This window comes from Pseudomonas rhizoryzae, from assembly GCF_005250615.1.
In the GTDB taxonomy this organism is placed as follows: domain Bacteria; phylum Pseudomonadota; class Gammaproteobacteria; order Pseudomonadales; family Pseudomonadaceae; genus Chryseomonas; species Chryseomonas rhizoryzae.
The window spans coordinates 81004-107443 of record NZ_SULM01000011.1; the positions used below are offsets into that span (position 1 = coordinate 81004).

23 protein-coding genes, 1 other RNA gene and 1 riboswitch are annotated in these 26440 nt (G+C 69.0%); of the genes, 8 read left to right on the forward strand and 16 right to left on the reverse strand.

From position 1 onward, the window contains the following. Nucleotides 1–17: 17 nt before the first annotated feature. The 4 genes from salA to FAZ11_RS18385 all read right to left on the reverse strand — a co-directional run bounded on the left by salA (nucleotide 18) and on the right by FAZ11_RS18385 (nucleotide 4342). Nucleotides 18–1292: a salicylate 1-monooxygenase gene (gene salA / locus FAZ11_RS18370; RefSeq protein WP_058766725.1), complete on the reverse strand. Its 1275-nt coding sequence runs from the start codon at nucleotides 1290–1292 to the stop codon at nucleotides 18–20. 26 nt (nucleotides 1293–1318) lie between these two features. Continuing rightward, entirely contained in the window at nucleotides 1319–2044 is a 726-nt protein-coding gene (locus tag FAZ11_RS18375; RefSeq protein WP_058772762.1) for an alpha/beta fold hydrolase, read from the reverse strand. A gap of 12 nt (nucleotides 2045–2056) precedes the next feature. Next, on the reverse strand, nucleotides 2057–3250 hold the full coding sequence (locus tag FAZ11_RS18380; protein WP_058772761.1) for an OmpP1/FadL family transporter: 1194 nt from the start codon (nucleotides 3248–3250) through the stop codon (nucleotides 2057–2059). Nucleotides 3251–3385: 135 nt separating this feature from the next. Further along, nucleotides 3386–4342, reverse strand: a complete 957-nt coding sequence (locus FAZ11_RS18385; protein ID WP_058772760.1) for an AraC-like ligand-binding domain-containing protein — start codon at nucleotides 4340–4342, stop codon at nucleotides 3386–3388. Between the two features lie 353 nt (nucleotides 4343–4695). Between FAZ11_RS18385 and FAZ11_RS18390 the strand changes: the two genes are divergently transcribed. After that, entirely contained in the window at nucleotides 4696–7644 is a 2949-nt protein-coding gene (locus FAZ11_RS18390; protein WP_081319993.1) for an autotransporter outer membrane beta-barrel domain-containing protein, read from the forward strand. 23 nt (nucleotides 7645–7667) lie between these two features. Here the strand turns inward: FAZ11_RS18390 and FAZ11_RS18395 are convergent, their stop codons facing one another. Continuing rightward, the gene (locus FAZ11_RS18395) at nucleotides 7668–8522 is read right to left on the reverse strand and encodes an IclR family transcriptional regulator domain-containing protein (protein WP_058766721.1); all 855 of its coding nucleotides are present in this window, start codon (nucleotides 8520–8522) and stop codon (nucleotides 7668–7670) included. A gap of 210 nt (nucleotides 8523–8732) precedes the next feature. On the opposite strand from FAZ11_RS18395, the gene FAZ11_RS18400 reads away from it, so the two are divergent. Together FAZ11_RS18400 and FAZ11_RS18405 are read left to right on the forward strand one after the other, a co-directional pair. Continuing rightward, nucleotides 8733–9101: a DNA-binding protein gene (locus FAZ11_RS18400; RefSeq protein WP_193557135.1), complete on the forward strand. Its 369-nt coding sequence runs from the start codon at nucleotides 8733–8735 to the stop codon at nucleotides 9099–9101. Then, on the forward strand, nucleotides 9098–9625 hold the full coding sequence (locus FAZ11_RS18405) for an RES family NAD+ phosphorylase (protein ID WP_058772759.1): 528 nt from the start codon (nucleotides 9098–9100) through the stop codon (nucleotides 9623–9625). The genes FAZ11_RS18400 and FAZ11_RS18405 overlap by 4 nt, the downstream gene beginning before the upstream one ends. Before the next feature lie 98 nt (nucleotides 9626–9723). Here FAZ11_RS18405 and FAZ11_RS18410 read toward each other — a convergent pair whose 3' ends face one another. The 7 genes from FAZ11_RS18410 to cobG form a co-directional block, all read right to left on the reverse strand. After that, nucleotides 9724–10503 (reverse strand): ABC transporter ATP-binding protein, encoded by a 780-nt coding sequence (locus tag FAZ11_RS18410; RefSeq protein ID WP_058772758.1) that lies wholly within the window; start codon nucleotides 10501–10503, stop codon nucleotides 9724–9726. Beyond that, nucleotides 10500–11534 carry a FecCD family ABC transporter permease gene (locus FAZ11_RS18415; protein WP_058772757.1) on the reverse strand — a complete coding sequence of 345 codons (1035 nt, stop codon included), beginning with the start codon at nucleotides 11532–11534 and terminating at the stop codon, nucleotides 10500–10502. The genes FAZ11_RS18410 and FAZ11_RS18415 overlap by 4 nt, the downstream gene beginning before the upstream one ends. Next, a complete protein-coding gene (locus tag FAZ11_RS18420) occupies nucleotides 11531–12547 on the reverse strand; it encodes an ABC transporter substrate-binding protein (protein ID WP_058766717.1) in 1017 nt (338 codons plus the stop codon). Before FAZ11_RS18420 ends, FAZ11_RS18415 begins: the two co-directional genes overlap by 4 nt. A gap of 41 nt (nucleotides 12548–12588) precedes the next feature. Beyond that, nucleotides 12589–12676, reverse strand: a riboswitch (adenosylcobalamin (AdoCbl) riboswitch). A 58-nt stretch (nucleotides 12677–12734) separates the two neighbouring features. Beyond that, a complete protein-coding gene (gene cobJ / locus FAZ11_RS18425; RefSeq protein ID WP_137279141.1) occupies nucleotides 12735–14396 on the reverse strand; it encodes a precorrin-3B C(17)-methyltransferase in 1662 nt (553 codons plus the stop codon). Continuing rightward, the gene (locus FAZ11_RS18430) at nucleotides 14393–15136 is read right to left on the reverse strand and encodes a precorrin-2 C(20)-methyltransferase (protein ID WP_137279142.1); all 744 of its coding nucleotides are present in this window, start codon (nucleotides 15134–15136) and stop codon (nucleotides 14393–14395) included. Before FAZ11_RS18430 ends, cobJ begins: the two co-directional genes overlap by 4 nt. Continuing rightward, a complete protein-coding gene (locus FAZ11_RS18435; protein WP_058772755.1) occupies nucleotides 15133–15759 on the reverse strand; it encodes a precorrin-8X methylmutase in 627 nt (208 codons plus the stop codon). The genes FAZ11_RS18430 and FAZ11_RS18435 overlap by 4 nt, the downstream gene beginning before the upstream one ends. Continuing rightward, nucleotides 15752–17038, reverse strand: a complete 1287-nt coding sequence (gene cobG, locus FAZ11_RS18440) for a precorrin-3B synthase (protein ID WP_167497021.1) — start codon at nucleotides 17036–17038, stop codon at nucleotides 15752–15754. The genes FAZ11_RS18435 and cobG overlap by 8 nt, the downstream gene beginning before the upstream one ends. A 97-nt stretch (nucleotides 17039–17135) precedes the next feature. Here cobG and FAZ11_RS18445 point away from each other — a divergent pair, with 97 nt between their 5' ends. The 3 genes from FAZ11_RS18445 to cobM all read left to right on the forward strand — a co-directional run bounded on the left by FAZ11_RS18445 (nucleotide 17136) and on the right by cobM (nucleotide 20174). Then, the gene (locus FAZ11_RS18445; RefSeq protein ID WP_058772754.1) at nucleotides 17136–18338 is read left to right on the forward strand and encodes a bifunctional cobalt-precorrin-7 (C(5))-methyltransferase/cobalt-precorrin-6B (C(15))-methyltransferase; all 1203 of its coding nucleotides are present in this window, start codon (nucleotides 17136–17138) and stop codon (nucleotides 18336–18338) included. 385 nt (nucleotides 18339–18723) lie between these two features. Next, complete coding sequence (locus tag FAZ11_RS18450; protein WP_058774519.1) at nucleotides 18724–19446, forward strand: cobalt-precorrin-6A reductase; 723 nt, start codon at nucleotides 18724–18726, stop codon at nucleotides 19444–19446. Beyond that, entirely contained in the window at nucleotides 19443–20174 is a 732-nt protein-coding gene (gene cobM / locus FAZ11_RS18455; RefSeq protein WP_058774520.1) for a precorrin-4 C(11)-methyltransferase, read from the forward strand. The genes FAZ11_RS18450 and cobM overlap by 4 nt, the downstream gene beginning before the upstream one ends. A gap of 98 nt (nucleotides 20175–20272) precedes the next feature. On the opposite strand, the gene deoC is transcribed toward cobM, so the two are convergent. Continuing rightward, nucleotides 20273–20950 carry a deoxyribose-phosphate aldolase gene (gene deoC, locus FAZ11_RS18460; protein WP_137279143.1) on the reverse strand — a complete coding sequence of 226 codons (678 nt, stop codon included), beginning with the start codon at nucleotides 20948–20950 and terminating at the stop codon, nucleotides 20273–20275. Nucleotides 20951–21025: 75 nt separating this feature from the next. Then, complete coding sequence (locus FAZ11_RS18465; protein WP_058773428.1) at nucleotides 21026–22351, reverse strand: DUF3100 domain-containing protein; 1326 nt, start codon at nucleotides 22349–22351, stop codon at nucleotides 21026–21028. 125 nt (nucleotides 22352–22476) lie between these two features. On the opposite strand from FAZ11_RS18465, the gene FAZ11_RS18470 reads away from it, so the two are divergent. Together FAZ11_RS18470 and FAZ11_RS18475 are read left to right on the forward strand one after the other, a co-directional pair. Then, a non-coding RNA gene (locus tag FAZ11_RS18470) (sX9 sRNA) lies at nucleotides 22477–22568 on the forward strand. Nucleotides 22569–22844: 276 nt separating this feature from the next. Beyond that, nucleotides 22845–23747: a LysR family transcriptional regulator gene (locus FAZ11_RS18475; RefSeq protein ID WP_058773429.1), complete on the forward strand. Its 903-nt coding sequence runs from the start codon at nucleotides 22845–22847 to the stop codon at nucleotides 23745–23747. Nucleotides 23748–23764: 17 nt separating this feature from the next. Here the strand turns inward: FAZ11_RS18475 and FAZ11_RS18480 are convergent, their stop codons facing one another. Next, on the reverse strand, nucleotides 23765–24919 hold the full coding sequence (locus tag FAZ11_RS18480; RefSeq protein WP_058762254.1) for a M20 aminoacylase family protein: 1155 nt from the start codon (nucleotides 24917–24919) through the stop codon (nucleotides 23765–23767). 3 nt (nucleotides 24920–24922) lie between these two features. Next, complete coding sequence (locus FAZ11_RS18485; protein WP_099049466.1) at nucleotides 24923–26440, reverse strand: aldehyde dehydrogenase family protein; 1518 nt, start codon at nucleotides 26438–26440, stop codon at nucleotides 24923–24925.

Genomic DNA, 26440 nt, shown 5'->3' on the forward strand with positions numbered 1-26440 from the left:
ACCCTGACCGGTCAGTCTCACGCAGGTTGCAACGTCCAGCCCAGCGAGCGCCTCGCCGCCCGCACGTCGTCCAGCAGGTCGTGCTGCCACAACCAGTCGAAACGCCTGGCCAGGGTCTGGCCCAGTAGCGCCTCATCCCTGCCGATTGCCCGGTCGCGATACTCATAGAGTTCGCCGGCCTCCCAGGAGGTGCGCTGGGTGCGGCAGGCCCGCGGCAGGCGCCAGCGCTGGTAAGCCTGGAGCACCGGCTCGAGGTTGCCCCGCGTCAGTTGCGGATCGACCAGCAGTTCACGCAGGAACCAGGCATCTTCCAGGCCCTGGCCGGCGCCAGCGCCCTGGTGCGGCAGCATGGCGTGGGCGGCGTCGCCGAGCAGCGCGGCGCGGCCGTGCACGTAATAGGGCAATTCCTCGAGGTCGTGCAGCGCCCAGAGCGTCGGCGCGTCGATGGCGTCCACCAGGGTCCGCGCCGCCAGGCCCCAGTCGGCGAAGGCCGCGCCCACCTCGGCGCGACTGGCGTTGCGCACCCAAGGCTGGTCCGCCGGCCAGACCGCCGTGCGCGGCTGGGCGGTGAGGAAGGCGACGATATTGATGATCCGCCCCTGCTTGATGGGGAAGGTGAGGATATGGCCGTCCTGGGCCAGGTACATCTGCGGCACGTCGAGCAGGTGCTGGTCGAGTCCGGCGGCGCGAAAGCGCTCGCGCAGCAACTCGCGCTCCACCAGGCCGCGATAGGCGACGCTGCCGGTGAAGCGCGGTCCCGGATCGCTCAGGCCGTGGCCGGCCAGCACCGGCGCGCGCAGGCCGGACTTGATACCGTCGGCGGCCAGCACCAGGTCGCAAGCATGGGTGGTGCCATCGGTGAAGCTAAGGGTGGCGCCGCTGGCGTCCTGCTGCAGGCCGCAGGCACGCTTGCCGAACACGGCCATACCCTCGGGCAGCCGGCGCGCCAGGGCATCGAGGAAGTCGGCGCGGTGGATGGAGGACTGGCCGACGCCCGGTGCCAGGGTGGCGCCCAGGTAGCCGGCATCGCTGCCGCGGCGCCACTCGAACCAGACGTCCTGCCAGGGGTCGGGGGTGCGATCGGCCAGGGCCTGGTAGGGCTCGGCCATGCCCAGCCCGGCCAGGGCGCGCACGGCATTGGCGCCGAAGGACACCCCGGCGCCGATCTCGCCGAAGGCCGGGGCGGATTCGAACAGGGTGACCTTGAGGTGCGGCGCATCCTTCAGGCCGAGGGCCAGGCCGACGCCGGCGATGCCACCACCGACGATGGCGACGTTGAGGGGAGCGTTCATGGGGTTTCCTCGCGCAGGGCCTGCCGCTAGTCGCGGCCGGCCAGGTGGATGGCTTCGGCCAGGGCGTTGGGCCGGGTGAAGAGCACCTCATGGCTGCCGGCCAGGGATACCAGGCGATAGCCGCCCAGACGCTCGCTCAGGCGCGGGTGCCAGCCGTACTGGCCGGGTGGCAGGGCTACGTCGTCGTGGGCGTAGAGCCAGCTGCGCGGGATGGGCAGGCTGTCGAAGGTCTTCAGCGGCACGGCGTCGAAGTGGCTGCGCGCCGGGGTCGGGGTGAGGTACTCGGCATAGACCGCCTGGGCCTGCTCCAGGCTGGCGTCGCCGATGAAGGCATCGCGGAACACCGGGAAGGGCAGCATGATGCCGCCATCGGGTTGTTCCAGTTGGCGCCAGAGGGCCTGGTAGTGCGGCGGCACCAGGTCGAACAGCGCCTCGCCGTCGCGCAGCACGAAGGCGTTGTGGAATACCAGGCGCTTGAGCCGCGCGGTCTCGATCTCGGCCAGGCGCTGCAGCACGGTGCCGCCCCAGCTGTGGCCGAGGGCGACCACGTCGTGCAGGTCGTGGCGGCGCACGTAGTCGACCAGGGAATCCACGCAGTCGGCATGGCTGGCCGCCAGATCCGCGCCGTGACCGTGGCCGGCCAGGGTCGGGGCATGCACCTCGGCACCCTGGGCACGCAGGGCCTGGGCGACGCCGTCCCAGGCACGACCGTCGTGCCAGGAACCATGGATCAGCAGGTAGGTAGTGGTCATGGGGTCGTCCTCCTAGAAGCGGTAGCCAATGCCGAGATTGAGATAGTTGACGTCGGTGCCGACGGTGACGCCCTGGCTGGCGCCGCTGCCTTTGAGGCGGTCGTTGACTGCATAGAGGTAGCTGCCGGTGACCTCCCAGCCGTTGCCCAGCCGGTAGGTGGCGCCGAGGCTGTAGTGGTCGTACTGGGCCAGCGGCGCCAGGGTGGCGAAGGTGGCTTCGCTGCTGGGGATGAAGTGGTTGGAGAAGGAGGCGCCGGCGCGCAGCGTCCACTGCTCGTTCAGCTCGTAACTGGCGCCCAGGCGCAGGAGTTTCTGGTCACGCCAGCCGAAGCCGGGTCCGTCGCTGGCGCCCAGGGGGCCACCTTCGGTCAGGCGATTGCCATAGGCATGCTCGCCGGACCAGTCGATCCATAGGGCGTCGGCGGCCAGGGTCAGTTGCGGCGTGGCCTTGAACGCCAGGCCGACGCCGGCCTGCTGCGGCAGATTCAGGCGGCCGTCCGGCAACAGTCCGCGATAGCGCTCCAGCCGCTGGAACCACAGCGGGCTGGCGTAGCTGACGCCCAGGCTCAGGCGTTCGCTCAGGGCGCCCTGGTAGCCCAGGGCGAAGCCGCCGCCATAGGCCTTATCGGACCCCGGACTGGCGAAGCCGAAGCCTTCCAGCCCGGCGATCTCCAGGCGCTGGTAGGCCAGCCGCGGCGAGAAGCCGACATAGTGACCGGGAGCCAGGCGCCAGGTGACGGTAGGTGCCAGCACCACCTGCTGCAGGCTGGACTTGAGGTCGTGGCTGCCGAACACCGGTTCGCCGTAGTCCAGGGCGATGCCCTGGCCGAACACCGAGAGACCGGCGCTCATGTTCTCGTTGATGACCCGGTTGAAGCCGCCGGTGGGGACGGCGACCACGGCGTTGTCGGCGTAATGGTTGCTGCCGACCTCGGTACGGATCGGCGCCCGCAACAGGGTCAGGTCGGCGTCGAAGCGATTGCCCAGCAGGGCCATGCCGGCCGGGTTGTTGGCGGAGGCGGCGGCATCCTGCGGCAGGGCGATGGAGACCCCAGCCATACCCATGGCCTTGGCGCCATAGGCTGGTAGTTGGACGCCGTTGTTGGCCTGGGCCGGCCAGCTGGCCAGCCCGGCGCCCAGGCCCAGCAGCAGGGAGGACGCGAGGGGCAGGACCGCGCCGGTGGAGAGCGAGACTGTCTTGGACATGGCGGTGCGCTCGAGTTGTTGTTGTAGGAGCGTTGTCGCTTGGCGGGACGCCCTTGCGTCCCTGGTGTCCATGCTCGTCTTCCGCCACCGCTGCCACTATCCCGCCACTGCCGGGGACTATCCGCCGACTGCTGTCTAGCTCGCGCGTCCGCGCCAGGTAGCCGACGGCGACTCGCCGAAGCGCGCCTTGTATTGCTGGGCGAAACGCCCCAGATGCAGGAAGCCATGAGCCAGGGCCACCTCGGTCACACTGCGGGCCGCGGCGCGCGGATCGAGCAGTGTCGCCCGGGCCCGCTCCAGCCGGCGGCGGCGGACGAATTCCAGGGGTGCGCAGCCGACCTCCCGCTGGAACAGGCCGAACAGGGCGCGTTCGCTGAGGTGCACCTGGGCGGCCAACTGGCGCGGACTGAGCTCTTCCCCCAGGTGCGCCTCCAGGTAGTCGAGCAACTGGGTGAAACGGCCAGAGGATTCGGGCCGGTCTGCCTGAGGCTTTAAATTGCTCGGCAGTTGCAGCAGCAACTTGGCCACCAGGAGCTGCAGATAGGGTTCGTGGAGGCCATTGGGCAGGCTCTCCTCGGCTTCATGGCAGATCAGCGCCAGCAGATCGAGGATGTCGCCGGAGGGTCGCTGCGCCACGGGCCGGACGAAACGGATGCCCTCGGCCGGCAGCGTCCAACCCTGGGCCTGGCAGACCCGCGCCAGCAGGGGCGCGGGTAGCTTGACGATGAATTTCTCGCAATCGTCGGAATAGACCAGGTCCACCGGCTCGCTGGGATTGAGCAGCATCAGCTCACCGGGCCCATAGCAGCGCGCCTCCTCGCGACCCTGCCAGAGGCAGCGACCACGCAAGAGGATCTGCAGGTGGTAGAGGTCGTCCAGCGCCGGCGCCAGGATGCGCACCTGGCCGGCATAGTGCAGCCGGCACAGGTCGAGGGCGGCGAAGCTGCGATGGGCGAGACTGGCCCGGGCGGCCCTGTCGCGGCCGATCTGCAGGCGATGACTGCCCAGATGACGACCGACGTATTCCGAGACCTGGCCGGGGGCGCAGGCGGCGAAGACCTGGCTGCGTTCGCTCAGCAAGACCCTGTCCATGGCGAGACTCCTGGCAGTTTGTTGTTGTGCCGCCAGGATGCGCAGCCGCTCTAGCACCTGTCCAATACCGGCAAGGTTGCCTATCCATACCCTCTGGGTATAGCGCTGCACCGCTGCAAAATCGGGATCGACGCCACGCCGCTGCTGAATAACCGTCCGCAATACCGACCACCGCCAGCCCAGTCGCTGACCAGTGGCCACTAGTACAAAAGCACTGGCTGTACACCCGTACTATTCGCCCTCGCCGAGCCGCTCCAGATACTTCCCGCGCTGGCTACCCGCCGGTCAGGAAAGGTCGAGGTGGCGACATTTGTCGCCGCCGCCCTGACACCCATGGAGTTTCTGGAGTCGCTATGAAGCCCCTATTCAAACAATCCCCGCTCGCCTTCGCCATCTCCCTGGCGCTACTGCCAACGGCCCACGCGGCCGACTACGTACTGAGCACCGGTCAGCAGACCTGGAGCAGTGATCAAACGGTCAATGGCGCGGTGGTGGTCAAGGCGAACCAAGGCGATACCGCCAGCCTCACCATCAACAACGGCGCGACCGTGACCAGCCAAGGTGGCCAGGTCAGCAGCGCTTCCAGCACCTCCGCCGCCAATGTCGGCCAAGGCAACATCCTGGTGGATGGCAGCGGCACCCGCTGGAACGCCGGGTCGGGGAATTCGATCCTGGTCGGCAGTAATGGCCGGGGGAAACTCACCATCAGCAATGGCGCCCAGGTGTCGGCGGGCACGCTACAGCTGAGTGACAATGGCAGTACCGGCAACTCGTTTTCCCGCGCGGAACTGGTGGTGACCGGGCAGAACGCGCTACTGGACACGGCCAATCTCAGAGCCGGTGGCACCTTTCTCTACGACTCGCGCATCACCGTCAACAACGGTGGCCGCATCAACAGCCAGCAGGTCGCCATCGATTCGGTCACCCAGCTCTCCGGCAACGGCAGCCGCTGGGACAACAGCGGGGCTTTCACCACCAAGAACGATCTCAGCCTGAGTGACGGCGCGGTGCTGACCACCAACACCCTGGCGCTGGGCTCGGCGCACAACGACCGCAATACCCAGGTGACAGTCTCGGGCCAGGGCACGCAGTTGACCGTGGCCCAGGGCTTGACCCTCGGCACCACCAGCTCCAGCACCGTGCTGACGCTGGCCAACGGCGCCCAGCTGAGCGCCGGCAACGGCCTGACCCTCGGCACCCTAACCGGCGTCAACACCGCCGCGAGCGGCGCCCTGAGCATCGGTGGTGGCGTGACGGTGGACGATGGCAGCAGCGACTACGATTCCGTCACCGCCGGTACGGCCCAGGCCGCCGGGCAACTGAACCCTCAGACCGCCGTCCGCTTCGGTGCCGGCCGCGGCACCCTGGCCTTCAACCATACCGACAGCGGCCTGCAATTCGGTAACAGCGTGAGCGGCCAGGGGCGGATCTACGCCTTCGCCGGGGACACCACCCTGAGTGGCGATCTCTCCGGCTTTTCCGGCTCCGTCGTGGTCCGCGGCGGTCGCCTGGTGCTGGCCGGCGACGTCGACCAGGTCAACCTGGGCGGCGCTTCCAGCTTTTCCCAGAGCTATTCGCGGCTGAACGTCGGCAACGGCACCCTGGTGGTCAACGGCACCGTCGGTCGTACGCAATTCGACACCTACACCAACAGCGCCCAGGTGCTGGCCGGGGGTGTGCTGGCCGGCAACGGCCAGGTGGGCAGCACCACGGTAGCCTCCGGCGGCACCCTCTCGCCCGGCGAGGGCGCCATCGGCACCCTGAGCATCCAGGGCAATCTGGACATGGCCGCCGGCTCGCGCTACGCCGCGGACATCGCCGGCAACGGCAGTGCCGATCGTCTCAACGTCAGCGGCACTGCTACCCTGCGCGGTACCCAGATCGCGGTGACCGCCCTGGACCCGGCGCAGAGCTACCAGAGCGGCCAGAGCTATACCCTGCTGCGCGCCCAGGGCGGGCTGGTCGATGGCGCCGCCCAGGGTACCGCCTACGCCCAGGCGGTGAGCAACTCGGCCTTCCTCGACGTGAGCCTGCAGCGCACGGCCACCGACCTCAACCTGACCATCGCGCAAAAGAACACCACGCCCACCAATCCCGGCAATCCGTCGAATCCGGGTAATCCCGGTAATCCCTCCAACCCTGGCAATCCGGGCATCGGCACTCCGACCAATCCGGGTATCTTCCAGACCGTGATGGAAACCGCCAACCAGTGGAACACCGCAGGCGCCCTCGGCGCGCTGGCCCAGAGCGGCGAGCCCCTGCGCCTCTACAACAACCTGTTGATCCTGGATGCCGCCAGCGCCCGCAACGCCGCCGACCAATTGTCTGGCGACTACCAGGCCAGCACCTCGACCGCCCTGATCGCCAATAGCCAGGTGGTGTCCGGGGTGCTCGGCAATCGCCTGCGTAGCCTGCTGGACCTGGGCTCACTGCGCATGCCGGCCATGGCGCTCAGCTTCCAGCCCAGCGCCGCCCCCGCGGAAAATGGCGCCTGGGTCCAGCCCTTCGGTAACTGGACCCGCCTGGGCGGCCAGAACGGCGCCGGCGGACTGCGGCAGGACACCGGCGGTGTGCTGATCGGTGCCGATGGCAGCTTCACCGACGATTGGCGCGGCGGCGTCTATGCCGGCTACAGCCGCTCGAACTTCAATGCGGACGATCGCGACGCCAGCGGCCACAGCGACAACTATCACCTCGGCCTCTATACCGGCGGCCAGATCGACGCCCTGCGCCTGAGCGCCGACCTGGGCTACACCTGGCATCGCCTGGAGAGCGAGCGCGATGTCGCCTTCGCCAACTACAGCGATCGCCTGACCGGCAAGCGCGATGCCGGCTCGCTGCAAGCCGGCGGTGAGGCGGCCTACCGCATTCCCTTCGGTCAGGTGGTGCTGGAGCCTTTCGCCGGTCTTTCCTATGTGCGCTTCGACGCCGATGACCTGCACGAGAAAGGCGGGGCCGCCGCCCTGGACCTCTCCAGCGACAAGCAGGACACCCTCTTCTCGACCCTGGGCGCTCGGGTGACGGCCAACACGCGGGTGGCGAACCATGCGACCCAACTCTATGGCTCGTTGGGCTGGCGCCGCGCCTATGGCGATCTGACCCCGCGCGATGTCCAATCCTTCGCCGGCGGTCCGAGCTTCGAGGTGCAGGGCGTACCCCAGGCCCGCGACACCGCGGTGACCGAAGTCGGCGCGACGCTCAGGCTGAACCGCCTGACCGACGTCGGGCTGTCCTACCAGGGCCAGTTCGGCTCGGACACCCGCTTCCACTCGGTGAATGCCGGGCTGACGGTGCGCTTCTAGGCGAGAGGCGGCTAAGCACCCGGCTAGTGGAACAGCCGGGTGCTCAGTTCTTCGCTGGCCGCCAGCAACACCGGCAGGAATTTCGTCTCCAGCTCCTGGCGACTGACCCGGCTGGCATGGGTGCCGACGTTGAGCGCCGCCAGCACCTGGCCGGCGGCATCACGGAGCGGCACCGCCAGGGATCTCAGCCCTACCTCCAATTCCTGGTCGACCACTACATAGCCCTGCTGGCGCACCTGGCCCAGGCACTCGATGAGCGCTGGCGGCTGGTAGAGGGTGCGACTGGTCTTGGCCTGCAGATCGGCGTGGTCCAGGTAGTCGTGCAAGGCGGCATCGTCCAGGGCGGCGAGCAGGATGCGGCCCATGGAGGTGCAGTAGGCCGGCAGCCGGCTGCCGACACTGAGGTCCACCGAGATCAGCCGCTGCGGGGTGGCCGAGCGGGCGATGTAGAGAATCTCGTCGCCTTCCAGGGTGGCCATGGAGCAGGCCTCGTGCAGCTGTTCGCTCAGGCGGTCGAGTACCGGCTGAGCGGTGACCGCCAGCGGCGTGGACGACAGATACGCATGGCCCAGGGTCAGCACCTTGGGCAGCAGCGAATAGGTACGGCCATCGGTGGTGACGTAGCCCAGCTTCATCAGGGTATGCAGGCAGCGGCGCACCGCCGCGCGGGGGATCTCGGTGCGGTGGCTGATCTGGGCGATGGTCAGCTGCCGCTTGCGCTCCTGGAAGGCGTGGATCACCGCCAGGCCCCGCGCCAGGGAGGTCATGAAATTCGGATCGCCGGCGAAGGCTTCGATGCGCTTGGCCGGCGAGGCGATGATCGGCGGCGCCGCCAGCGGCGGCAGGCCCGTGGCATGAGCGGTGCGGTTATCGTCCATCGACGCTATCCTCAGCAGGCTTTTGGCCGATTATCGAGCGAAGGGGCGATCATCGCAACGTAGGGATTCTCTCAGCGGAAAATTCACCTTGCCAGTCAGGAAACCCAGCGAAAAATGTGCATAAAAAGTGCGCCTTATGTTGATGCGTAAAGGTGTAAATGCGTAAATGCACGAAGACGCAAAAGCGCAAAGGTAATCTAGGAGTCGATCATGTCCGTAGCCTTCGCCAACGTACTGGAAACCACGCGAGAGCCCGGCACCTCGCGATTTTCGGTGAGCGGTGTCGCTAACCTGCTCGGCTTGCAGCAACAGGATCTAGCCGACTTGGCGCGCGTCCATCGCAATACCCTGCGCACCCATCCTGAGTCGCCCAAGCTGCAAACCGCCCTGCGTGACGTGATGCGCGTCATCTCGGCAGCCACGGTCATTCAACCCGACCCGCAACGCGCCGTGTTTCTGGTGAAGAACGAGCCCATCGCGGCCTTTCGTCATCGGACGCTGTTGCAACTGGTACAGGATGGCCGTACTGAGGATGCCATCGGTTACCTGGAGTCCGTCAGCGCGGGCTTCGTGGGATGATCCTGGTCGAGCTGCCGGCGGCCACGCCGCTGTTTCGCGCCCATACGCCACGCTGGGCCAGCCAGCCGCTGAGTGGTGCTGGAGCCGCCTTGCGCGGTGGCCGCTTCAACCGCGAAGGCATCGCGGCGCTCTATCTTTCGCTCGATGAACTGACGGCGCTGCGTGAATACCAGCAAACCTCGGCCTTTCTCCCCCCTGCGACCCTTTGCAGCTACAGCGCCACGCTGAGCGCTCTCGTCGATCTGCGGCTCCTGCAACGGGATGCGACCTGGGACGAACTGTGGCACGACTGGCGCGAGGACTGGCGCCATCTGCGCTTCGAGCAACACATCGAGCCCCCTACCTGGGTACTGGCCGATCTGGTCAGGACGCAGGGGCATTGCGGCATCCTGTTTCCCAGCCTGGTGCATCCGGGCGGGACGAACGTCGTGCTCTATCCGGATCTGCTTGGCGAGGGCGAGTCGCTACGGGTGCTGGACCCCGACGGCCAGCTACCGCGTGACCAGTCCAGTTGGACGCCTTGACTCCTGGGTACGATGCCTAGTTGCCGGAGCTAGCCTTGGTTAGGCCACTGCCTGTTTGAGGCAAACCGTTGCGAGGTCGAAGGCCAGCGCTGGCTGTACTATTGGCTACAGCCGGTAGCGAGCCGGTAACGGATCGCAAGTCGGCCGGTACAGTCATCCAGCTCCACCTCGGCCCTCACCCCCCACACCTGCTGGATCAACTCCGCCGTCAGCACCTCGCCCGGAGTGCCCTCCGCCACCAGGCCCCCCTCCCTGAGCACCGCCAGGCGGTCGCAAAACAGCGCGGCCAGGTTGAGATCGTGGATGGCCAGCACGCAGGTGGCCGGCAGGCGGCGGACCAGGTCGAGGATTTCCAGCTGGTGCTGGATGTCGAGGTGGTTGGTGGGTTCGTCGAGCAGGAGTTCACTGGGCTCCTGGGCTAGGGCACGGGCGATCTGGGCGCGCTGGCGTTCGCCGCCGGAGAGGCTATGCCAGCGGCGCCCAGCCTTGTCGACCAGTCCCACCTGGGCCAGGGCGCGCTGGCAGACCTCGGCGTCGCGGGCGCTCCAGGCGTCGAGCAGGCCGCGGTGGGGCGTCCGGCCCAGGCGTACCACCTCGGCCACCGAGAGATCGGCCTCGGTGCCGGCCTGCTGCTCCACCAGGGCCACCCGACGCGCCAGGTCACGGCGGCGCAGCTGATGCAGTGGAGTCTCGTCGAGGCTGACCCCACCCTCCTCCGGTCGCCGTAGTCCGGCCAAGAGCCGCAGCAGGCTGGACTTGCCCGAGCCATTGGGGCCGAGCAGGCCGAGCACGCCACCGGGCGGCACCTGCAGGGTCACCCCCTGGAGGATCGGCTGGCCACCGGCGCTCCAGGCCACGTCGCGAGCGGCCAGACTCATCGGACCTCCCGCGCGCGATAGAGGATGAAGGCGAAGGCCGGCGCTCCCACCAGCGCGGTGACCACACCGATGGGCAGGGTCTGCTTGGCCACCAGGGTGCGGGCGACGATATCGGCCAGCACCATGAACAGGGCGCCGATCAGGGCGCAGGTGGGCAGCAGGCGGCCATGCCCCGGCCCGACTAGAAAACGCGCCACATGGGGGATCACCAGGCCGACGAAGCCCACCGCGCCCACCAGGCTGACCAGGCAGGCGGTGATCAGGCCGGTGACCGCCAGCAGCAAGAGGCGCAACGGCCCCACCGCCACCCCGAGGCTGGCGGCGGCGTCCTCGCCGAAGGCGAAGGCGTCCAGCGCCCGGGCGCAGGCGAGGCACACCAGCAGGCCACCCAAGACCACGGCGCCAGCCAGCCAGACATCCGGCCAGCGCACCCCGGACAGACTGCCGAGCAGCCAGAACATGACGCTGCGCGCCTGCTCGGCGTTGGCCGCGGTGGCGACGATATAGGCGGTCAGGGCATTGAACAGTTGGGAAGCGGCGACCCCGGCGAGGATGATGCGGGTACTGCCGCCGCCAGCGAGAAAGGGCAGCACCACGGTGAAGGCCAGCATGGCGCCGAAAAAAGCACCCAAGGACACGCCTAGCGCTCCGCCGCCGACGCCCAACAGCATCACCAGCACGGCACCAGTGGAAGCCCCGGCCGACAGACCCAGCACATAGGGCTCGGCCAGGGCATTGCGCAACAGCGCCTGGAGAATGGCACCGGAGACCGCCAGGCCGGCGCCGCAGCAGGCCGCCACCAGGGCGCGACTGAAGCGATAGTCCCAGACGATGCCCTGGACGATCCGCTCCACTGGATAGGGCCCCAGGCCCAAGCCGTTGGCGATGGCCTGCAGGCTGGTCAGGGGGGCGATGGGCATCTCGCCGAAGGACGCCGCCAGGACCACGCAGGCCGCCAGCGCCAGCAAGGCGACCAGGCCCAGCAGCCAGCGCCAGGCCCGGGCGCCTTCGGTCGCCAGGGGCAGGCTCATGGCTTGGGTTGGCCCAGGTCGCGGGCCAGGGTCTCGACGCCATCCACCACCCGCAGCGACGGGTTGAGGGTCGCGGCGTCCACCACCAGCACATGATTCTCCCGCACCGCGCGCAACTCACGGGTCAGGGGGTCGCTGCGCAGGAAGGCCAGCTTCTTGTCCACGTCGTCGGCGGCATAGCGACGGCGGTCCATGCGCGCCACCACGATATAGTCCGGGTCAAGGGTGGCGATACGCTCCCAACTCACCGCCGGCCACTCTTCGGGGCTGTCCACCACGTTGCGCAGGCCCAGGGCGCGGGCGATCCAGGCCGGGGCGCCGAGGTTGCCGGCGACCCAGGGATCGCCTTCCAGACGGGTACTGGAGAACCAGAACAACACCGAACGACCCTGCGCACCGGCAGCCTTGGCTTTCTCGCCAGCGGCGGCGATGCGCCGGTCCAAGTCAGCCGCCAGGCGGTCGCCGGCTGGTTGCACATCGAGGATGGCCGCCAGCTCGTGCACCTCACGGGTCACCAGTTGCATGTCGAAGGGCGTGCTGCGGCTGCCGTCGCGATTGGAGTCGGCGGTCACCGCCTTGCCTTCGCAATCGCTGGGCGCCACGTAGGCGGCGATGCCCAGGTCGGCGAAGCGCGGAAAATCGCCCACCTCGCCGCCGGGGCCGACGTGATAGGTGTACTGCGCCGCCACCAGGTCCGGCCGGGTGCCGACCACGGCCTCGAAACTGGGCGCGTTGTCGGCCAGGCGCGGGATGCCCTTGCCCGCCGCTTGCAGATCCGCCGGCAAGTCGCCGAACCAGATCGCGGTGCCCTGCAGGCGCGGGCCCACTCCCAGGCGCAAGAGCAGTTCGGTACTGGCTTGGCCGATACTGACCAGGCGCTGAGGCGCGCGCTCGAACACCAGGTCGCGACCGCAGTTGTGCACGGTCAGCGGATAGTGGGTGGCGGCCTGCGCGGTGAAAGATGAAACGGACAGTGCTGCAGCGGCGAGCAGCGGCGAAAGACGGCGAAGCATGGACTCTCCTTGGGATGACGCGTCCCTGGTAGCTGATAGGCATCCCCTGGCAAGGTCTGGCTCATCTCCCGGGGGAGACTCACAGTGGCGCGACCGCGCCGGATTCTCACCGGCTTCCCGCCAAGGGATCTAAGGGGTCGCCGACAGTGAACCAGCGGCGACGGGGATTCAAGCACTAAATGTTACTTTATAACAAATCTGGATCGTACCAGCGCGGCGTGTAGACCCATTCGCCGCCGTCGGCCCGGGGGAAACGCCGGGTATGGCTGGAGCCGAGGATCACCAGGGTGCGCGAATCCACCATGTCGCTGCGCAGGGCGCCGAGGCTGGTGTATTCGAGACCGCCACCCGGACGGCCGACGTCGCGGCCAAGGATCACCGGGGTGGTCGCCGGGCGGCAACTGCGCAGGACGTCCAGCGCCCGTTCCAGCTGGTGCGGACGGGCCTTGGAGATGGGGTTGTAGAAGGCCATGGCCAGGTCCGCCGCGGCGGCCTGGCGCAGGCGCTGCTCGATCACCGCCCAGGGCTTGAGGTTGTCGGACAGGGAGATCAGGCAGAAGTCGTGGCCCAGGGGCGCACCCGCCAGGGCGGCGCTGGCCATGGCCGCGGTGATGCCCGGCAGGATTTCCAGCTCCACCGCCGCCCAACGCGGATCATCGGCGCTTTCCAGTACCTCCAGCACCGCCGCGGCCATGGCGAAGACACCCGGATCGCCGGACGACACCATCACCACCTGGCGACCGCTGGCGGCCAGTTCGAAGGCATGACGGGCGCGCTGCAGCTCTTCGCGATTGTCGCTGGCATGGGCCAGTTGGTCGGGGCGCAGGGGGCCGGCCATCTTCACGTAGGTGGCATAGCCGAGCACATCCTGGGCCTGGTCCAGGGCGCGGCGCACCACCGGCGCCAAGAGTTCGGCCGTACCGGGGCCAAGGCCCACCACGCTGAGGCGACCGCGGCGCTGACCGATTCCATCGGCGTCCAGCGGCGTCTCGTGCAGATGCAGGGCGATGCCGCGCTCCTGGGCGCGGTCCACGGTCGCCCGGGCGAAATCCGGGGTACCGGCAGCGACGAATCTCAGCGGCACGTCCAGCGCCTGGCTCAGCGCGGCGAGGGCGGGCACGGCCATGTCTTCCGCCCGCGCCAGGAGTACCGCCATGGCACCTGGCGCATAGCCGGTGCTGGCGAGCAATTCGCTGACGGCAGTGGCGGTGGCATCGGCGCGCACCGCCACCAGCACCGCGCGGGGATGGATCAACAGGGTGTGGTCGTCGGCACTGGCCAGCGGCGAGACCAGGATGCGCTGGCGCGCGGCGGGATCGCGGGCCAGGGGCACCTCGTCCAGCCAGGGCGCCTCGCCTTCGATGCGTACCGGGGCGCCGGCCAGCAGATCGGCCACCCGGTGCTTGGCCACGTCGACGTCGGCCAGGGCATAGCCGGCCGGGGGATCGAGCAGGCAGGTGCCGAATCTCAGTTCGCCGCTGGTGGTAATGGCAGGAGCCACATCCAGCAGCGTACCGAGCTGACGGGCCAGGCGATTGGCGCCCGCCAGGCCGCCCAGCAGCGGCACCACGGCGCTGCCGTCCTCGGCCACGGCCAGCACCGGAGGTTCGGCGGTCTTGTCGTCCAGCAGCGGCGCCAAGGTGCGGATGACGATGCCGGCGGCGCAGAGCACCACCAGCGGTCGCTGCTGGCGATAGAGATCACGCAGATGGTCGCCGAAGGCGCTATAGCCCACATCGCCTTCGACCCGCCCGGCGAGGCCGTGCACCTGGCTACCCGGCAGGCCAGCCTGCAGGCGGCGGGCGGTGGCCAGGGCGCCGGGACCGAGGATGACGACGGCCGGGCTCAACCCTTCCATTTCACCCCCGGCACCACCACCAGCGAGAAATACGGCGAGGCCATGGGCTCCACCTCGTCCAGCGGCACGATGCGCTGGTTGCTCATGGTGGCGCGCTCGATGTAGCGGGCGCGCTCGTCCAGGCCCAGCTCGCGCAAGACCTGACGCACCTTGTCGAAATTGCGGCCGAGCTTCATCACCACGGCGGCGTCGGCGCTGGCCAGGCGCGCCTTGAGTTCCTCGGCGGAGAGCACCCCGGAGAGTACCGTGAGCGTCTGGTTGCGATAGACCAGCGGCAGGCCGAGCATGGCCACGCCGCCGAGCATGGAGCAGACCCCCGGCACTACCTGGGCCTCGTAGCGCTCGGCGAGGCGGTCGTGCAGGTACATGTAGGAGCCGTAGAAGAAGGGATCGCCCTCGCAGATCACCGCCACGTCGCGGCCGGCGTCCAGATGGTCGGCCACCTGGGCGGCGGCGGTGTCGTAGAAGTCGGCGATCACCGTCTCGTAGGACAGTGGCGGCGCCAGCTTCTCGGTGGTCACCGGATAGACCAGCGGCAGGCGCTGCTGGCCGTCCAGCAGATAGCCTTCGATGACGCCATAGGCATTGCCGCCCTGGCCGACGTTGGCCTTGGCCTTGGCGACGAAATAGGCCACCACCGGCGCGCCCCGCAGCAGGCGCAGGGCCTTGAGGGTGATGAGTTCCGGATCGCCGGGGCCGACGCCCAGGCCGAGCAGGCGGCCGGCCATCATTCCACCTCCGTGGCCAGGGCATTGACCGCGGCGGCGGCCATGGCGCTGCCACCGCGGCGGCCGCGGACGATGACATAGGGCACGCCGCGGCTGTCGGCGGCCAGGGCGTCCTTGGACTCCATCGCCCCGACGAAGCCTACCGGCATGCCGAGGATCAGCGCCGGCTTGGGGGCGCCGGCGTCGAGCATTTCCAGCAGGTAGAACAAGGCCGTGGGGGCATTGCCGATCACCACCACGCTGCCGGCCAGATGCGGCCGCCAGCGCTCCAGGGCCACCGCCGAGCGGGTATTGCCCCGTTCCAGCGCCAGCTCGCGGATACCCTCGTCGTGCAGGGTGCAGATCACCTGGTTATTCGCTGGCAAGCGGGTACGGGTGACGCCCTCGGCGACCATGCGCGCGTCGCAGAGGATGGGCGCGCCGGCCGCCAGGGCCGCGCGCCCGGCCGCCCCGGCACCCGGGGAAAAGGCAAGGTCCTGGACCACGTCGACCATGCCGCAGGCGTGGATCACCCGGACGGCGAGCTTTTCCAGATCGGCGGGAATGGCCGAGAGATCGGCCTCGGCGCGGATGGTGGCGAAGGATTGGCGATAGATCGCCTGGCCGTCGCGTTCGTACTCAAGCATCACTAGGGCTCCGGGCCAGCCAGGCGGCGGCCTCGTCGAGGGATAGTCGGGTGGCGCGCCGCCGGCCCGGACCGGGCTGGGTGGTGTCGCGCACGAAGAGGTCATAGCGGCCGGGGGCCACGGCCAGCAGCGTATGGGGTGCCTGGCCGGCCAGGGCGCAACTGCGCGGGCAGCCGGAGAGATGCACCGCCACGCCGGCCGGTAGCCGCTCGGCCAGGCACAGGGCATCGCCCTTGGTATCGGCCTGGCCCTTGGCGCAGCCCACGCTGCCGGTGCAGGCGATCAACCGGGCCAGGGGCGCGGCGGGGTCGGTGGTCAGGTCCAGGGCCGCCAAGGCCGCTAGCAACTCGGGCGCCTGATCGACAGATACATCCGGCAACAACAGGCCCTGCCAGGGCGTCAGGTGCAGTTCGCCATGGCCCAGGCGTTCGGCCAGGTCGGCGACTGCCGCCAGAGTCGTGGCCGGCAGGCGGCCCAGGGCAGGTTGGGCGCCGACCCAGCAGAGGCCGGGTTGGCGCTGAGGATGGCTACCGAGGCGGCCTGCGATTTCCGCTGGCGCGCGTGGCTGGCTCGGAGCCGGCCGCAGATCCAGACCGGCCAGCAGCTCCGCGACCGGCCGTTGCGCCAGCAGCTGTCGCATGCGGCTCTGCTCGGGACCGGCCAGGTCGAGAAAGCGATGCAGCAGGGTCGCCACCGTGGCGACCTCGCGTCCTGCGGGGATCAGGCCCAGGGGCGCATCCGCGGGGGTACCGGCCAGGCCGAGCACGAAGCCTTCGGCGCGAGCCGACAGCCAGACATCATGGGGATGGTCGAGCCGCGCCAGGGCTTCGCCGCCGTCCAGTTGCAGGGCGAACTTGGCCGACAGCCCATGCAGGCGGCGATCGCCTTCCAGCAGAGCCAGCAGTTCGGCGGCCAGGGGGCGGACGTCCTGCAACTGCTGCGGATCGCGGCCGGCAGACGGGCTGAGCAGCAAATTACGCACGTCGTCGGCGGCGGGATCGGCTGGGCCCAGACCAGCGTCCTGCAAGGCAGCCACCAGGGCCTCGGCGCCGTCCGGACGCACGCCGCGCAGTTGCAGGTTGGCTCTATTGGTCAGCTCCAGCACACCGGTCGCCCAGCGCTCACTGGCGGCAGCAATGGCCCGCGCCTGGTCTGCCATGAGCCGCCCGCCCGGCAACTTCACCCGGCACAGACCGCCATCGCGCGCGGGCACGATGCGCAGCAGACCCGGACAGGCCGAGGGCCGCGGGACGATGGCGGAGGGAAGTGGAGGATTCACGGCGAAGGTCGGGCTGGACGGGGAAAGACGTTATTATGCCCGCTTTGCCCGACCCCTTGAAAACGCCCGGTCGGCCGACGTTCGATGAGGTTTGTTCATGATTCCCTGGCTGACCGTGGTGGGTATCGGCGAAGACGGCTACCCCGGCCTCGGCAAGCAGGCGCGTCGCGCCCTGCTGGAGGCAGGGGTCGTCATCGGTGGCCCGCGCCAGCTGGCGCTGCTGCCACCCTGCATTCGCGCCACTCGCGAGCCCTGGCCGCAGCCCTTCGCCCTGGCCCCGGTATTGGACCGGCGCGGCACCCCGGTCTGTGTACTGGCTAGCGGCGATCCCATGCTGTTCGGCGTCGGTGCGAGCCTTGCGCGCCAGTTGTCGGCCGACGAATTGCAGGTATTGCCGGCGCCCTCCTCCTACTCCCTGGCCGCCGCGCGCCTGGGCTGGCCGCTGCAAGAAGTGGCGTTGCTGTCGGTGGTGGCCCGGCCCCTGGCCGGCGTGGTGCGCCACCTGCATCCTGGCGCCCGGCTGCTGGTCTTGAGCAACGACGGCCGCAGTCCCGCCGCCCTGGCTGAGCTGCTGGTGGAGCAAGGCTTCGGCGCCAGCCAGTTGCAGGTGCTGGAGCACCTGGGCGGCCCGCTGGAAAGAAAGATCGCCGGTCGTGCCCAGGACTGGTCGCTGGCCGAGGCGGCGGCGCTCAATCTGGTCGCCATCGAGGTCCTGAGCGAGAGCGGTGCGGCAGGTCTGCCACTCACCGCCGGTCTGCCAGACAGTGCCTATCGCCACGATGGCCAGTTGACCAAGAGAGACGTGCGCGCCATGACCCTGGCCCGCCTGGCGCCGCGCCCCGGCGAACTGCTGTGGGACGTGGGCGCCGGCTGCGGCTCCATCGGCATCGAATGGGCGCGCAGCCATCCCAGTTGCCGGGTGCTGGCCATCGAAGCGGACGCCGGACGCCAGGCGCATATCCTGCACAACCGCGACCAGCTCGGCGCGCCGGCGCTGCAACTAGTGGCTGGCCAGGCGCCGGAGGCCCTGGCCGGCCTGGCCACGCCGGATGCCATCTTCATCGGCGGCGGCCTCACCGCACCCGGCGTGCTGGACGCCTGCTGGGACGCCCTGAAGCCCGGCGGCCGCCTGGTCGCCAATGCCGTGACCCTGCAGACCGAAGCCGTCCTGGTGGCCTTTCGCGAACGCCACGGCGGCGACCTGACCCGCCTGCAGGTGGCCCAGGCGCAACCGCTCGGCGCCTTCGACACCTGGCGTGCGGCGCTGCCTATCACCTTGCTGGAGGTGGTGAAGCCGTGAGGGTTGGCTTGGGTTCCGCCCCCTCTCCCCAGCCCTCTCCCCGTAGGGGCGAGGGGGTGGTCCTGTGGGGCATTGGAGGTAAGTTGCGCGGGTCACGCCTTCGTCCGCTTTGGCGCTCTTCTCTCGTCGACGGGGGTTGCGGGCGTGGCCTTTTCCCCCTCACCCCAACCCTCTCCCCGCGGGGAGAGGGGGCAGTTCGGAGAGAGGTTGGAGGTCTGGCATTCAACCTGACGCTTGCCGACCTTGAACCTTCCGCGCTAACCGAAAAGAACGTCAGCAATTCCGTGCCACAGCTGGATCCCAGGCACCGCCCCTCCCCCCCTCTCCCCCCGGGAGAGGGGCCGGGGGTGAGGGTGCACGCCCACGGCAGCGTCGGAGCGATCCCATGAAAATCCTCCTACTCGGCGGCACCACCGAAGCCCTGGCCATCGCTCGCCAGCTCCCGGCGGATGCCTGCTACAGCCTCGCCGGCCTCGGCCGGGTGCCCCAGGACCTGCCCTGCCAGGTACGGGTCGGCGGCTACGGTGGCGCCGCAGGCCTGGCCGCCTTTCTCCGGGCGGAAGGCATCGAGCTGCTGCTGGACGCCACCCACCCCTATGCGGCGCAGATCAGTCACAACGCCGCCCAGGCGGCGACCAATGCTGACATCCCCTGCTGGGCCCTGCGCCGCCCCGGTTGGCAAGCGGGCCCGGAAGATGACTGGCGCGAAGTGGCCAACTGGAGCGAACTCCAAACTGCGCTGGCGCCCTTCGCCCGCCCCCTCTTCACCCTCGGTCGCGAACCCCTGGAACACCTGGCAGAGATCCCGGCCCAGCAGTTCTGGACCCTACGCCTGCTCGATGCCCACCCCGATACGGACAGGGCACGCATCATCGCCGACCGCGGCCCCTTCGCCCTGAAGGCCGAGCGCACCCTGTTCGCCCAGGGCAACTTCGATGTGCTGATCAGCAAGAACAGCGGCAGCGCCGCCACCCAGCCTAAGTTGCAAGTGGCCCGCGAGCGCGGCCTGCCGGTGCTGATTCTGCGGCGCCCCGCCCTGCCCGCCGTCGACCGCGAATTCGCCAGCGTCGCCGAGCTGCTCGCCGCCCTCGCCGAGGAAACTCCATGACCGTCCATTTCATCGGCGCCGGCCCCGGCGATCCCGACCTCATCACCGTCAAGGGCCAGCGGCTGATCCGCCAATGCCCGGTGATCCTCTATGCCGGCTCCCTGGTGCCGCCTGCGGTGCTGGAAGGCCATAGCGCCGAGACGGTGATCGACACCGCCCACCTGGATCTGGATGCCATCGTCGGCCACCTGGCCGCCGCCCATGCCCGCGGCCAGGATGTGGCCCGGGTACATTCCGGCGATCCCTCGCTGTACGGCGCCATCGGCGAGCAGATCCGCCGCCTGCAGGCGCTGGGCATTCCCTACCAGATCGTCCCCGGCGTGACCGCCACCGCCGCCTGCGCCGCCCTGCTGGGCTGCGAGCTGACCCTGCCCGGTGTCAGCCAGACGGTGATCCTGACCCGCTATGCCAGCCGCACCGCCATGCCGGAGGGCGAGGCCCTGGCCGATCTGGCACGGCACAAGGCGACCCTGGCCATCCACCTGGGCGTAGGCCAGTTGGAGCGCATCGTCGCCGAGCTGCTACCGCACTATGGCCCCGCCTGCCCGGTGGCCATCGTCCACCGCGCCAGTTGGCCGGACCAGGACAGCGTCCAGGGCACCCTGGCCGACATCGTCGAACGGGCCCGCGACAAGGACTTCCGCCGCACCGCGCTGATCCTGGTCGGCGAGGTGCTGGCGCCAGGGGATTTCAGCGATTCCAAGCTGTACCGGCAGGGGCCGGGCTAACCCCGGTAGGTTGGGCTGAGGCGGCCTTACCGCCGAAGCCCAACACCGCGGCACCGTTGGGCTTCGCTGCGCTCAACCCAACCTACGTCCGCCCTGCCCTAATACCCTGCCCCACCCTCGCCCCCACTGACGATGGCCACCCCCGAACTGGTCCCCAACCGAGTCGCGCCGGCTGCCAGCATGGCCAGGGCAGTGGCGCGATCACGCACGCCGCCGGAGGCCTTCACCCCCATCTCCGGCCCCACCTCTGCGCGTATCAGCCGCACGTCGTCCAGGGTCGCGCCGCCGTGGCCGAAGCCGGTGGACGTCTTGACGAAGGCTACCCCGAGGTCACGGCAGATGCGGCAGGCCTGGCGCTTCTGGGTCTCGTCGAGCAAACCGGTCTCCAGGATCACCTTGAGCGGCACCGTACCGCAGGCGGCCAACACCGCGGCGATGTCGGCGGACACCTCGTCCAGCAGCCCATCCTTGAGCCAGCCGATATTGAGCACCATGTCGATCTCCCCCGCCCCGGCGGCGATGGCGCGCTCGGCCTCGAAGGCCTTCGCCGCGCTCAAGCCGGCGCCCAGTGGAAAGCCCACCACCGCGCAGACCTTGACCGGGCTACCGGCCAGTTGCGCCGCCGCGTGGGGGACCTGAGCTGAATTCACGCACACCGAATAGAAGCCGTGGGTCATGGCCTCCGCGCACAGCTGGGCGATACGCGTGCGACTGGCGTCGGCGGCGAGCAAGGTGTGATCGATATGGGCTGCGAGCGAAGCGGCATCGAGCTGCATGGAAACCTCCAGGGACAGGAGGCTGCAGTATGGACGCCTGGCCCCGGTACGGCGACCGGGGCCAAGCAGGCACTCTTAGTGGAACAGCTCGGCGATAAACACCGCGCCGATGAAGGTACCGAAGCTGGCGGTCAGGGACACCACCACGATGCGCCAGCCGAGGCGACGGAAGGCGGGAATGTCCTTGGCGATGGACAGGCCGGCGAAGGCCAGCATCGGGGTGATCACCGCCAGCACGCCGATGGTATTGGCGGCAGCGGTGATCTGCGGCGCCCAGGGGCACCAGGGCGAGGTGAGGAACATGGCCACCAGCGACACCCAGCACACCGCCGGCACCTTGCGGCGGAACAGCTGGCAGAGCAGTTCGCCGACGAAGGCCGCACCGATCAGCAGCGCCGCGGCAGTAAAGGCAGCCGCCGGCAGCGCCTTGGTGGCGACGAAGGTACCGAGCAGGGCCAGGGCCGCGGCGGCCAGCCAGGCACTCAGGCGCCCCGACCAACCCAGTTCCACCGGCTCGTCCACCACCGTCTGATCCACCGCGCTCTGGGTGAAGGAGGCCTTGGTGGTGCGGCCGATGCGCGGCTCCAGCACCCGATAGCCCCAGACCGCCAGCGGCAGGGAGATGAACAGGGTGAAATAGGTGCCCAGGGTGGTGGTGATCAGGTTGGCCGCAGCGGCCAGCGCCATGACCTGCTTGGCCACCTCGGGGGTCTGCTGGGCGGCCACCGCACCGGCCGCGGCGGCCATGATGCTGCCCGAGCCGATACCGGAGCCCATGGCCAGGGAATAGGGATGGAAGATGTTGAGGCTGGCGATGAAGCCGGCCACGATGGCCATGAACACCGCGCCGATCAGGGTCCCGGTGAGGTACTCGGCCAGTACGCCACGGCCTTCCGGGGAATCCATGCCATAGCGTTCGCCGATGATCGCCAGGCTCGGCTCGCGGCCCACCGAGAAGGTGGCGCCGATGGCCTCGCGCTTGATGCCCAGCAGCAGCGCCACCGGCAGGCCGAGCAGGATGGTGCCGACGAAATGACCCAGTTCCTGGAAAGCCAGCGCCCAGCCCGCGGCGATCACCGTGGGCAGCGAGCCGCCCACCACCAGCCCGAGCTTGGCGATGAAGATCAGCAAGGCATATTGCAGGATGGCCGCCGAGCGCACCTGGGCGCCGCGCCCGATGGCCACGCCCTGGGGCAGGCGCTTGCTGGCCAGACCGACGGCGGCGCCCAGCAGCAGCGCCCAGATCATCGGCAACAGGACCACCTTGCCCGGCCCCAGCGGAATGCTGATGGCACCGATCAGCTCGGCGATCACCAGCACCACCGCCGCCCAGACATAGAGTTTCACGGTATCGCTGACAGCACGGTCCTGGCCGACGGCCAGAGTCGGATTGGCACTCATTCTTCCCCCTGCGGCCCGCTGGCGGGCTCGGTTGTAGGTATGGTTGGCAGTCGCGAGCAGCTCAGAGCGGCCAACAAAACTACTGCGCGTCCGCCAGACGGGCGCTTGCAGTGCTCGGAATCCTCATGTACCGCTCGTACACTCGTGTGCGAGCCCAGTCCGATTCCTGCGCACCGCGCGCACCCGCCTGACAACCGCTCGCTACGTTTTGTTACCCACTCTTAGGCTCGCTGGGCAGAAACGAAAGCTCCGCGAGGGAGCGGAGACCCGGCTGTTCTAGGAGGGCTGGTCGAGGGTGCACAGGGGCTTGCCAGAGACGGGAGCACCTGGAAGCACAGCGTCTTCCACGGAGTTTTCCGTCTTTTTAGGCCACTGCGTCGCAGGCCTCGGCCAGGCCGGGGCGGCCGTGGTCTTGGGCCGAGTATGGACAGCGCCCTGTTCTCTCTCCAATACTGGAAATGGCCTTTTCCGTTGCCTTTACGAGAACACACGGATGCGTGGAATTCACGAACAGCGCTTGCATTATTTCGTCGAGGCGGTGCGCCTGGGTAGCGTGCGCGCCGCTGCCGACGCCCTGGACATCGCACCTTCGGCAGTCAGCCGGCAGATCGCCCAGGTCGAGGCGGAACTGGGCGTCGATCTCATCGAGCGGCACCGCCGCGGCATCACTCCGACCGAAGCCGGTCGCCTGGTGCTGGACTATTTCCGCCAGCGCCAGACCCAGCTCGACGGCCTGAGAGACGCCATCGCCGACCTCCAGGGGTTGCGTACCGGCAACGTGGTGCTGGCCATCGGTGAAGGTTTCATCGGCGATCTGTCGCGCAGCCTGGGCGAATTTTCCGCCCGGCATCCGGACATCGAGGTCAGGGTCAACGTGGTGGGCACCAACGAGGTGATCCGTCAGGTGGTGGAGGATGAGGCGCACCTGGGCCTGGTGTTCAATCCGCCACGCGATCCTCATCTGCGGGTGCACGGCAGCCGGCCGCAGCCGCTCTATGCCCTGGTGGCGCCGGAGCATCCGCTGGCCGCGACCGCGGGCCCCATCGCGCTGGAGGAGTTGGGCCGGCACCGCCTGGCGCTACCGGAGATCTCCTACGGCATCCGCCAGATGGTCGATGCCGTGGAACAGGCCGCCGGCCAGCGCCTGGTGCCGACCCTGACCTGCAACACCTTCACCCTGCTCAAGCACTATGCCCAGCAGGGCGGCGTGACCCTCTTGCCGCTGTTCGCCGCGACCCAGGAACTGGACAGCGGCGCCTTGCGCGCCCTGCCCCTGGCCGATCCGGGCTTCGCCCGCGCCCACGTCGAGCTGGTCACCCGCCTGGGGCGCAAGCTCAGCCGTGCGGCGGACGAATTGCGGGCGAGTCTGGTGCAGCAGATGACCGCTTTCCGCTAAGCCTCTGAAGCGGTCCCCTAGAGGGGCAGCTCCTGCCGAACCAACTCCGCCCACAGCTTTACCGCGGGCTCGATGATGGCGTCGTTGAAGTCATAGGCCGGATTGTGCAGCGGTGCCGAGGGTTGCGCGCCGTCGACGCCCAGCCAGAGGTAGGCCCCCGGACGCGCCGCCAACATGAAGGCGAAGTCCTCGGAAGCCATGGACGGCGGTACGCCATCGCTGACCCGTTCGGCACCAAAGGCCTTCACCGCCGCCTCGCGCACTCGGGCAGCCTGGGCGGGATGGTTCTGGGTGACCGGATAGCCGCGGCTGTATTCCAGCTCGCCGCGAATGCCCTGGGCCGCGGGGGCCTGGGCGACGATCTCGCCGATCAGCCGTTCCACCTCGGCGCGCACCGCGCCGTCCAGGCAACGCACCGTGCCCCGGAGTCGCGCCACCTCGGGGATGACGTTGATCGCCTCCCCGGCTTCCATCATGGTCACGCTGACCACCGCGGACGCCAGCGGCGAGAGGCGCCGGGCGACGATGGTCTGCAATTGCAGGATCAGGTCCGCCGCGGCGACGATGGGATCGCGACCCCGGTCGGGCATGGCCGCGTGGCAGCCCTTGCCGGTCAGGGTGATGGCGAAGGTGTCCAGCGAGGCCATCATGGCCCCGGGATTGACCACCACCTGGCCGGCCGGCAGCCCCGGCCAGTTGTGCAGGCCGTAGATGGCGTCCATCGGGAAGCGCTCGAACAGGCCGTCCTCGATCATCTTCTGGGCGCCGCCGAGATTTTCCTCGGCGGGCTGGAAGACGAAATAGAGGGTGCCGCGGAAGTCGCGGTTTTCGCTGAGGTGACGGGCCGTGGCCAGCAGGATGGCGGTGTGGCCGTCATGCCCGCAGGCATGCATGCGCCCGGCCGCGGTGGAACGGTGGGGCAGGTCCCCCACCTCCTGCATCGGCAGGGCGTCCATGTCGGCGCGCAGCCCCAGGCTGGGGCCCTCGCCGTGGCGCAGTACCCCGACCACACCCGTCCCGCCGAGGCCGCAATGGACCTCCAGGCCGAAGCCCTCCAGCAGCTCGGCCACTCGCGCCGCGGTGCGGTGCTCGGCGAAGCCCAGTTCGGGATGGGCGTGGAAGTCGCGCCGCCAGGTGCGGGCATCGTCCAACAGGGATTGGTGAATGGTCATCTGTTACTCCAGGCTGGCGCCATAGCCGAAGCCGGCGGCGGGCACCGCGGCGGTCTCCACCCAGACGCTCTTCACCTCGCTGTATTCGCGCAGGGCATCGAGGCCGGAGGAACGGCCATAGCCGCTCTCGCCGTAGCCGCCGAAGGGCGAGCTGACGTGGATGGTCTTGTAGCCGTTGATCCAGAAGGTGCCGGCGCGCACGCCGCGGGCCACCCGGTGGGCACGGCCGACGTCGCGGGTCCAGACCGCCCCGGCCAGGCCGAAGCGGCTGTCGTTGGCGATGCGGATGGCGTCGGCCTCGTCCTTGAAGGGAATGGCCACCACCACCGGTCCGAAGATCTCTTCCTGGGCACAGCTCAGGCCGTTGTGGCCGGCCAGCACGGTGGGATTGACGTAGTAGCCGGTCCCGGCCGGCAGCGGCTCCACACCATTGGCCACATGCCGCGCGCCCTCACCCAGGGCGCCTTCCACCATGTTGCGCACATGGGCGAACTGCTTGGCGTTGTGGATCGGGCCGATCTGGGTTTCGGGATCGCTCGGGTCACCCACCTTGAACTGGCTGGCGGCGCGGGCCACGGCCTGGATGAAACGCTCGTAGATGGATTCCTGCACCAGCAGGCGCGAACCGGAGACGCAGCTCTGGCCGGCGCCGGAGAAGATCGCCGCCTGGGCGCCGCGTACGGCCAGGTCCAGGTCGGCGTCCTCGAAGACGATGTTGGCCGACTTGCCACCCAGCTCCAGCACCGCCGGGATGCAGCGCTGGGCCGCAGCGGCGGCGATGTGGCGGCCGGTGGCCGGCGAGCCGACGAAGACCACCTTGCGGATGTCGGCATGGGCGATCACCTGCTGGCCGACGGTATGGCCCTGGCCGGCGAGGACGTTGACCAGGCCCTTGGGCGCGCCGGCACGTTCCACCAGCACGCCGAGCAGCAGCGAGGTCACCGGGGTCAGCTCGGACGGCTTGAGAATCACCGCGTTGCCGGCGGTGATGGCCGGGGCGATCTGCCAGCCACCGGTGAAGATGGGTGCGTTCCAGGGGGTGATCTGCAGCACCGTGCCCAGGGGTTCGTAGGTCACGTAGTTGAGGTGACTGGTGGGTACCGGGATGACTTCGCCGTGCAGCTTGTCGGCCCAGCCGGCGTAGTACTCGAACATCTCGGCGACCTTGAGCACCTCGACGCGGGCGTCACGGATCGGCTTGTTGGCGGTCAGGGATTCCAACTGCGCCAGGGCCTCGGCTTCCTCGCGGATCAGGGCGCCGACCTTATAGATGATGCGTCCGCGCGCCTGGGCGGTCAGGGCGCGCCACTCTTCGCGCGCCCGGCGGGCAGCGGCATCGGCGCGCTCGACCACGGCCAGGTCGGCATCGGGGTAGCTGTAGGCGAGGCTGTCGTCATGGGCGTTGCGGACGTTGACCTGCTCGCCGCTGCCATCGACGAATTCGCCGTCCACAAAGCTTGCGACCTGCTGGCGGTCGCCCCAGAAGGGCTTGAGCAATTCCAGAGCCTTGGCATTCATCAT

Bases quoted from the DNA above. Each gene is read 5' to 3' on its own strand.
- salA (WP_058766725.1), bottom strand. From the start codon at position 1,292: ATGAACGCTCCCCTCAACGTCGCCATCGTCGGTGGTGGCATCGCCGGC.
- FAZ11_RS18375 (WP_058772762.1), bottom strand. From the start codon at position 2,044: ATGACCACTACCTACCTGCTGATCCATGGTTCCTGGCACGACGGTCGT.
- FAZ11_RS18380 (WP_058772761.1), bottom strand. From the start codon at position 3,250: ATGTCCAAGACAGTCTCGCTCTCCACCGGCGCGGTCCTGCCCCTCGCG.
- FAZ11_RS18385 (WP_058772760.1), bottom strand. From the start codon at position 4,342: ATGGACAGGGTCTTGCTGAGCGAACGCAGCCAGGTCTTCGCCGCCTGC.
- FAZ11_RS18390 (WP_081319993.1), top strand. From the start codon at position 4,696: ATGAAGCCCCTATTCAAACAATCCCCGCTCGCCTTCGCCATCTCCCTG.
- FAZ11_RS18395 (WP_058766721.1), bottom strand. From the start codon at position 8,522: ATGGACGATAACCGCACCGCTCATGCCACGGGCCTGCCGCCGCTGGCG.
- FAZ11_RS18400 (WP_193557135.1), top strand. From the start codon at position 8,733: ATGTCCGTAGCCTTCGCCAACGTACTGGAAACCACGCGAGAGCCCGGC.
- FAZ11_RS18405 (WP_058772759.1), top strand. From the start codon at position 9,098: ATGATCCTGGTCGAGCTGCCGGCGGCCACGCCGCTGTTTCGCGCCCAT.
- FAZ11_RS18410 (WP_058772758.1), bottom strand. From the start codon at position 10,503: ATGAGTCTGGCCGCTCGCGACGTGGCCTGGAGCGCCGGTGGCCAGCCG.
- FAZ11_RS18415 (WP_058772757.1), bottom strand. From the start codon at position 11,534: ATGAGCCTGCCCCTGGCGACCGAAGGCGCCCGGGCCTGGCGCTGGCTG.
- FAZ11_RS18420 (WP_058766717.1), bottom strand. From the start codon at position 12,547: ATGCTTCGCCGTCTTTCGCCGCTGCTCGCCGCTGCAGCACTGTCCGTT.
- FAZ11_RS18430 (WP_137279142.1), bottom strand. From the start codon at position 15,136: ATGATGGCCGGCCGCCTGCTCGGCCTGGGCGTCGGCCCCGGCGATCCG.
- FAZ11_RS18435 (WP_058772755.1), bottom strand. From the start codon at position 15,759: ATGCTTGAGTACGAACGCGACGGCCAGGCGATCTATCGCCAATCCTTC.
- FAZ11_RS18445 (WP_058772754.1), top strand. From the start codon at position 17,136: ATGATTCCCTGGCTGACCGTGGTGGGTATCGGCGAAGACGGCTACCCC.
- FAZ11_RS18450 (WP_058774519.1), top strand. From the start codon at position 18,724: ATGAAAATCCTCCTACTCGGCGGCACCACCGAAGCCCTGGCCATCGCT.
- cobM (WP_058774520.1), top strand. From the start codon at position 19,443: ATGACCGTCCATTTCATCGGCGCCGGCCCCGGCGATCCCGACCTCATC.
- deoC (WP_137279143.1), bottom strand. From the start codon at position 20,950: ATGCAGCTCGATGCCGCTTCGCTCGCAGCCCATATCGATCACACCTTG.
- FAZ11_RS18465 (WP_058773428.1), bottom strand. From the start codon at position 22,351: ATGAGTGCCAATCCGACTCTGGCCGTCGGCCAGGACCGTGCTGTCAGC.
- FAZ11_RS18475 (WP_058773429.1), top strand. From the start codon at position 22,845: ATGCGTGGAATTCACGAACAGCGCTTGCATTATTTCGTCGAGGCGGTG.
- FAZ11_RS18480 (WP_058762254.1), bottom strand. From the start codon at position 24,919: ATGACCATTCACCAATCCCTGTTGGACGATGCCCGCACCTGGCGGCGC.
- FAZ11_RS18485 (WP_099049466.1), bottom strand. From the start codon at position 26,440: ATGATGAATGCCAAGGCTCTGGAATTGCTCAAGCCCTTCTGGGGCGAC.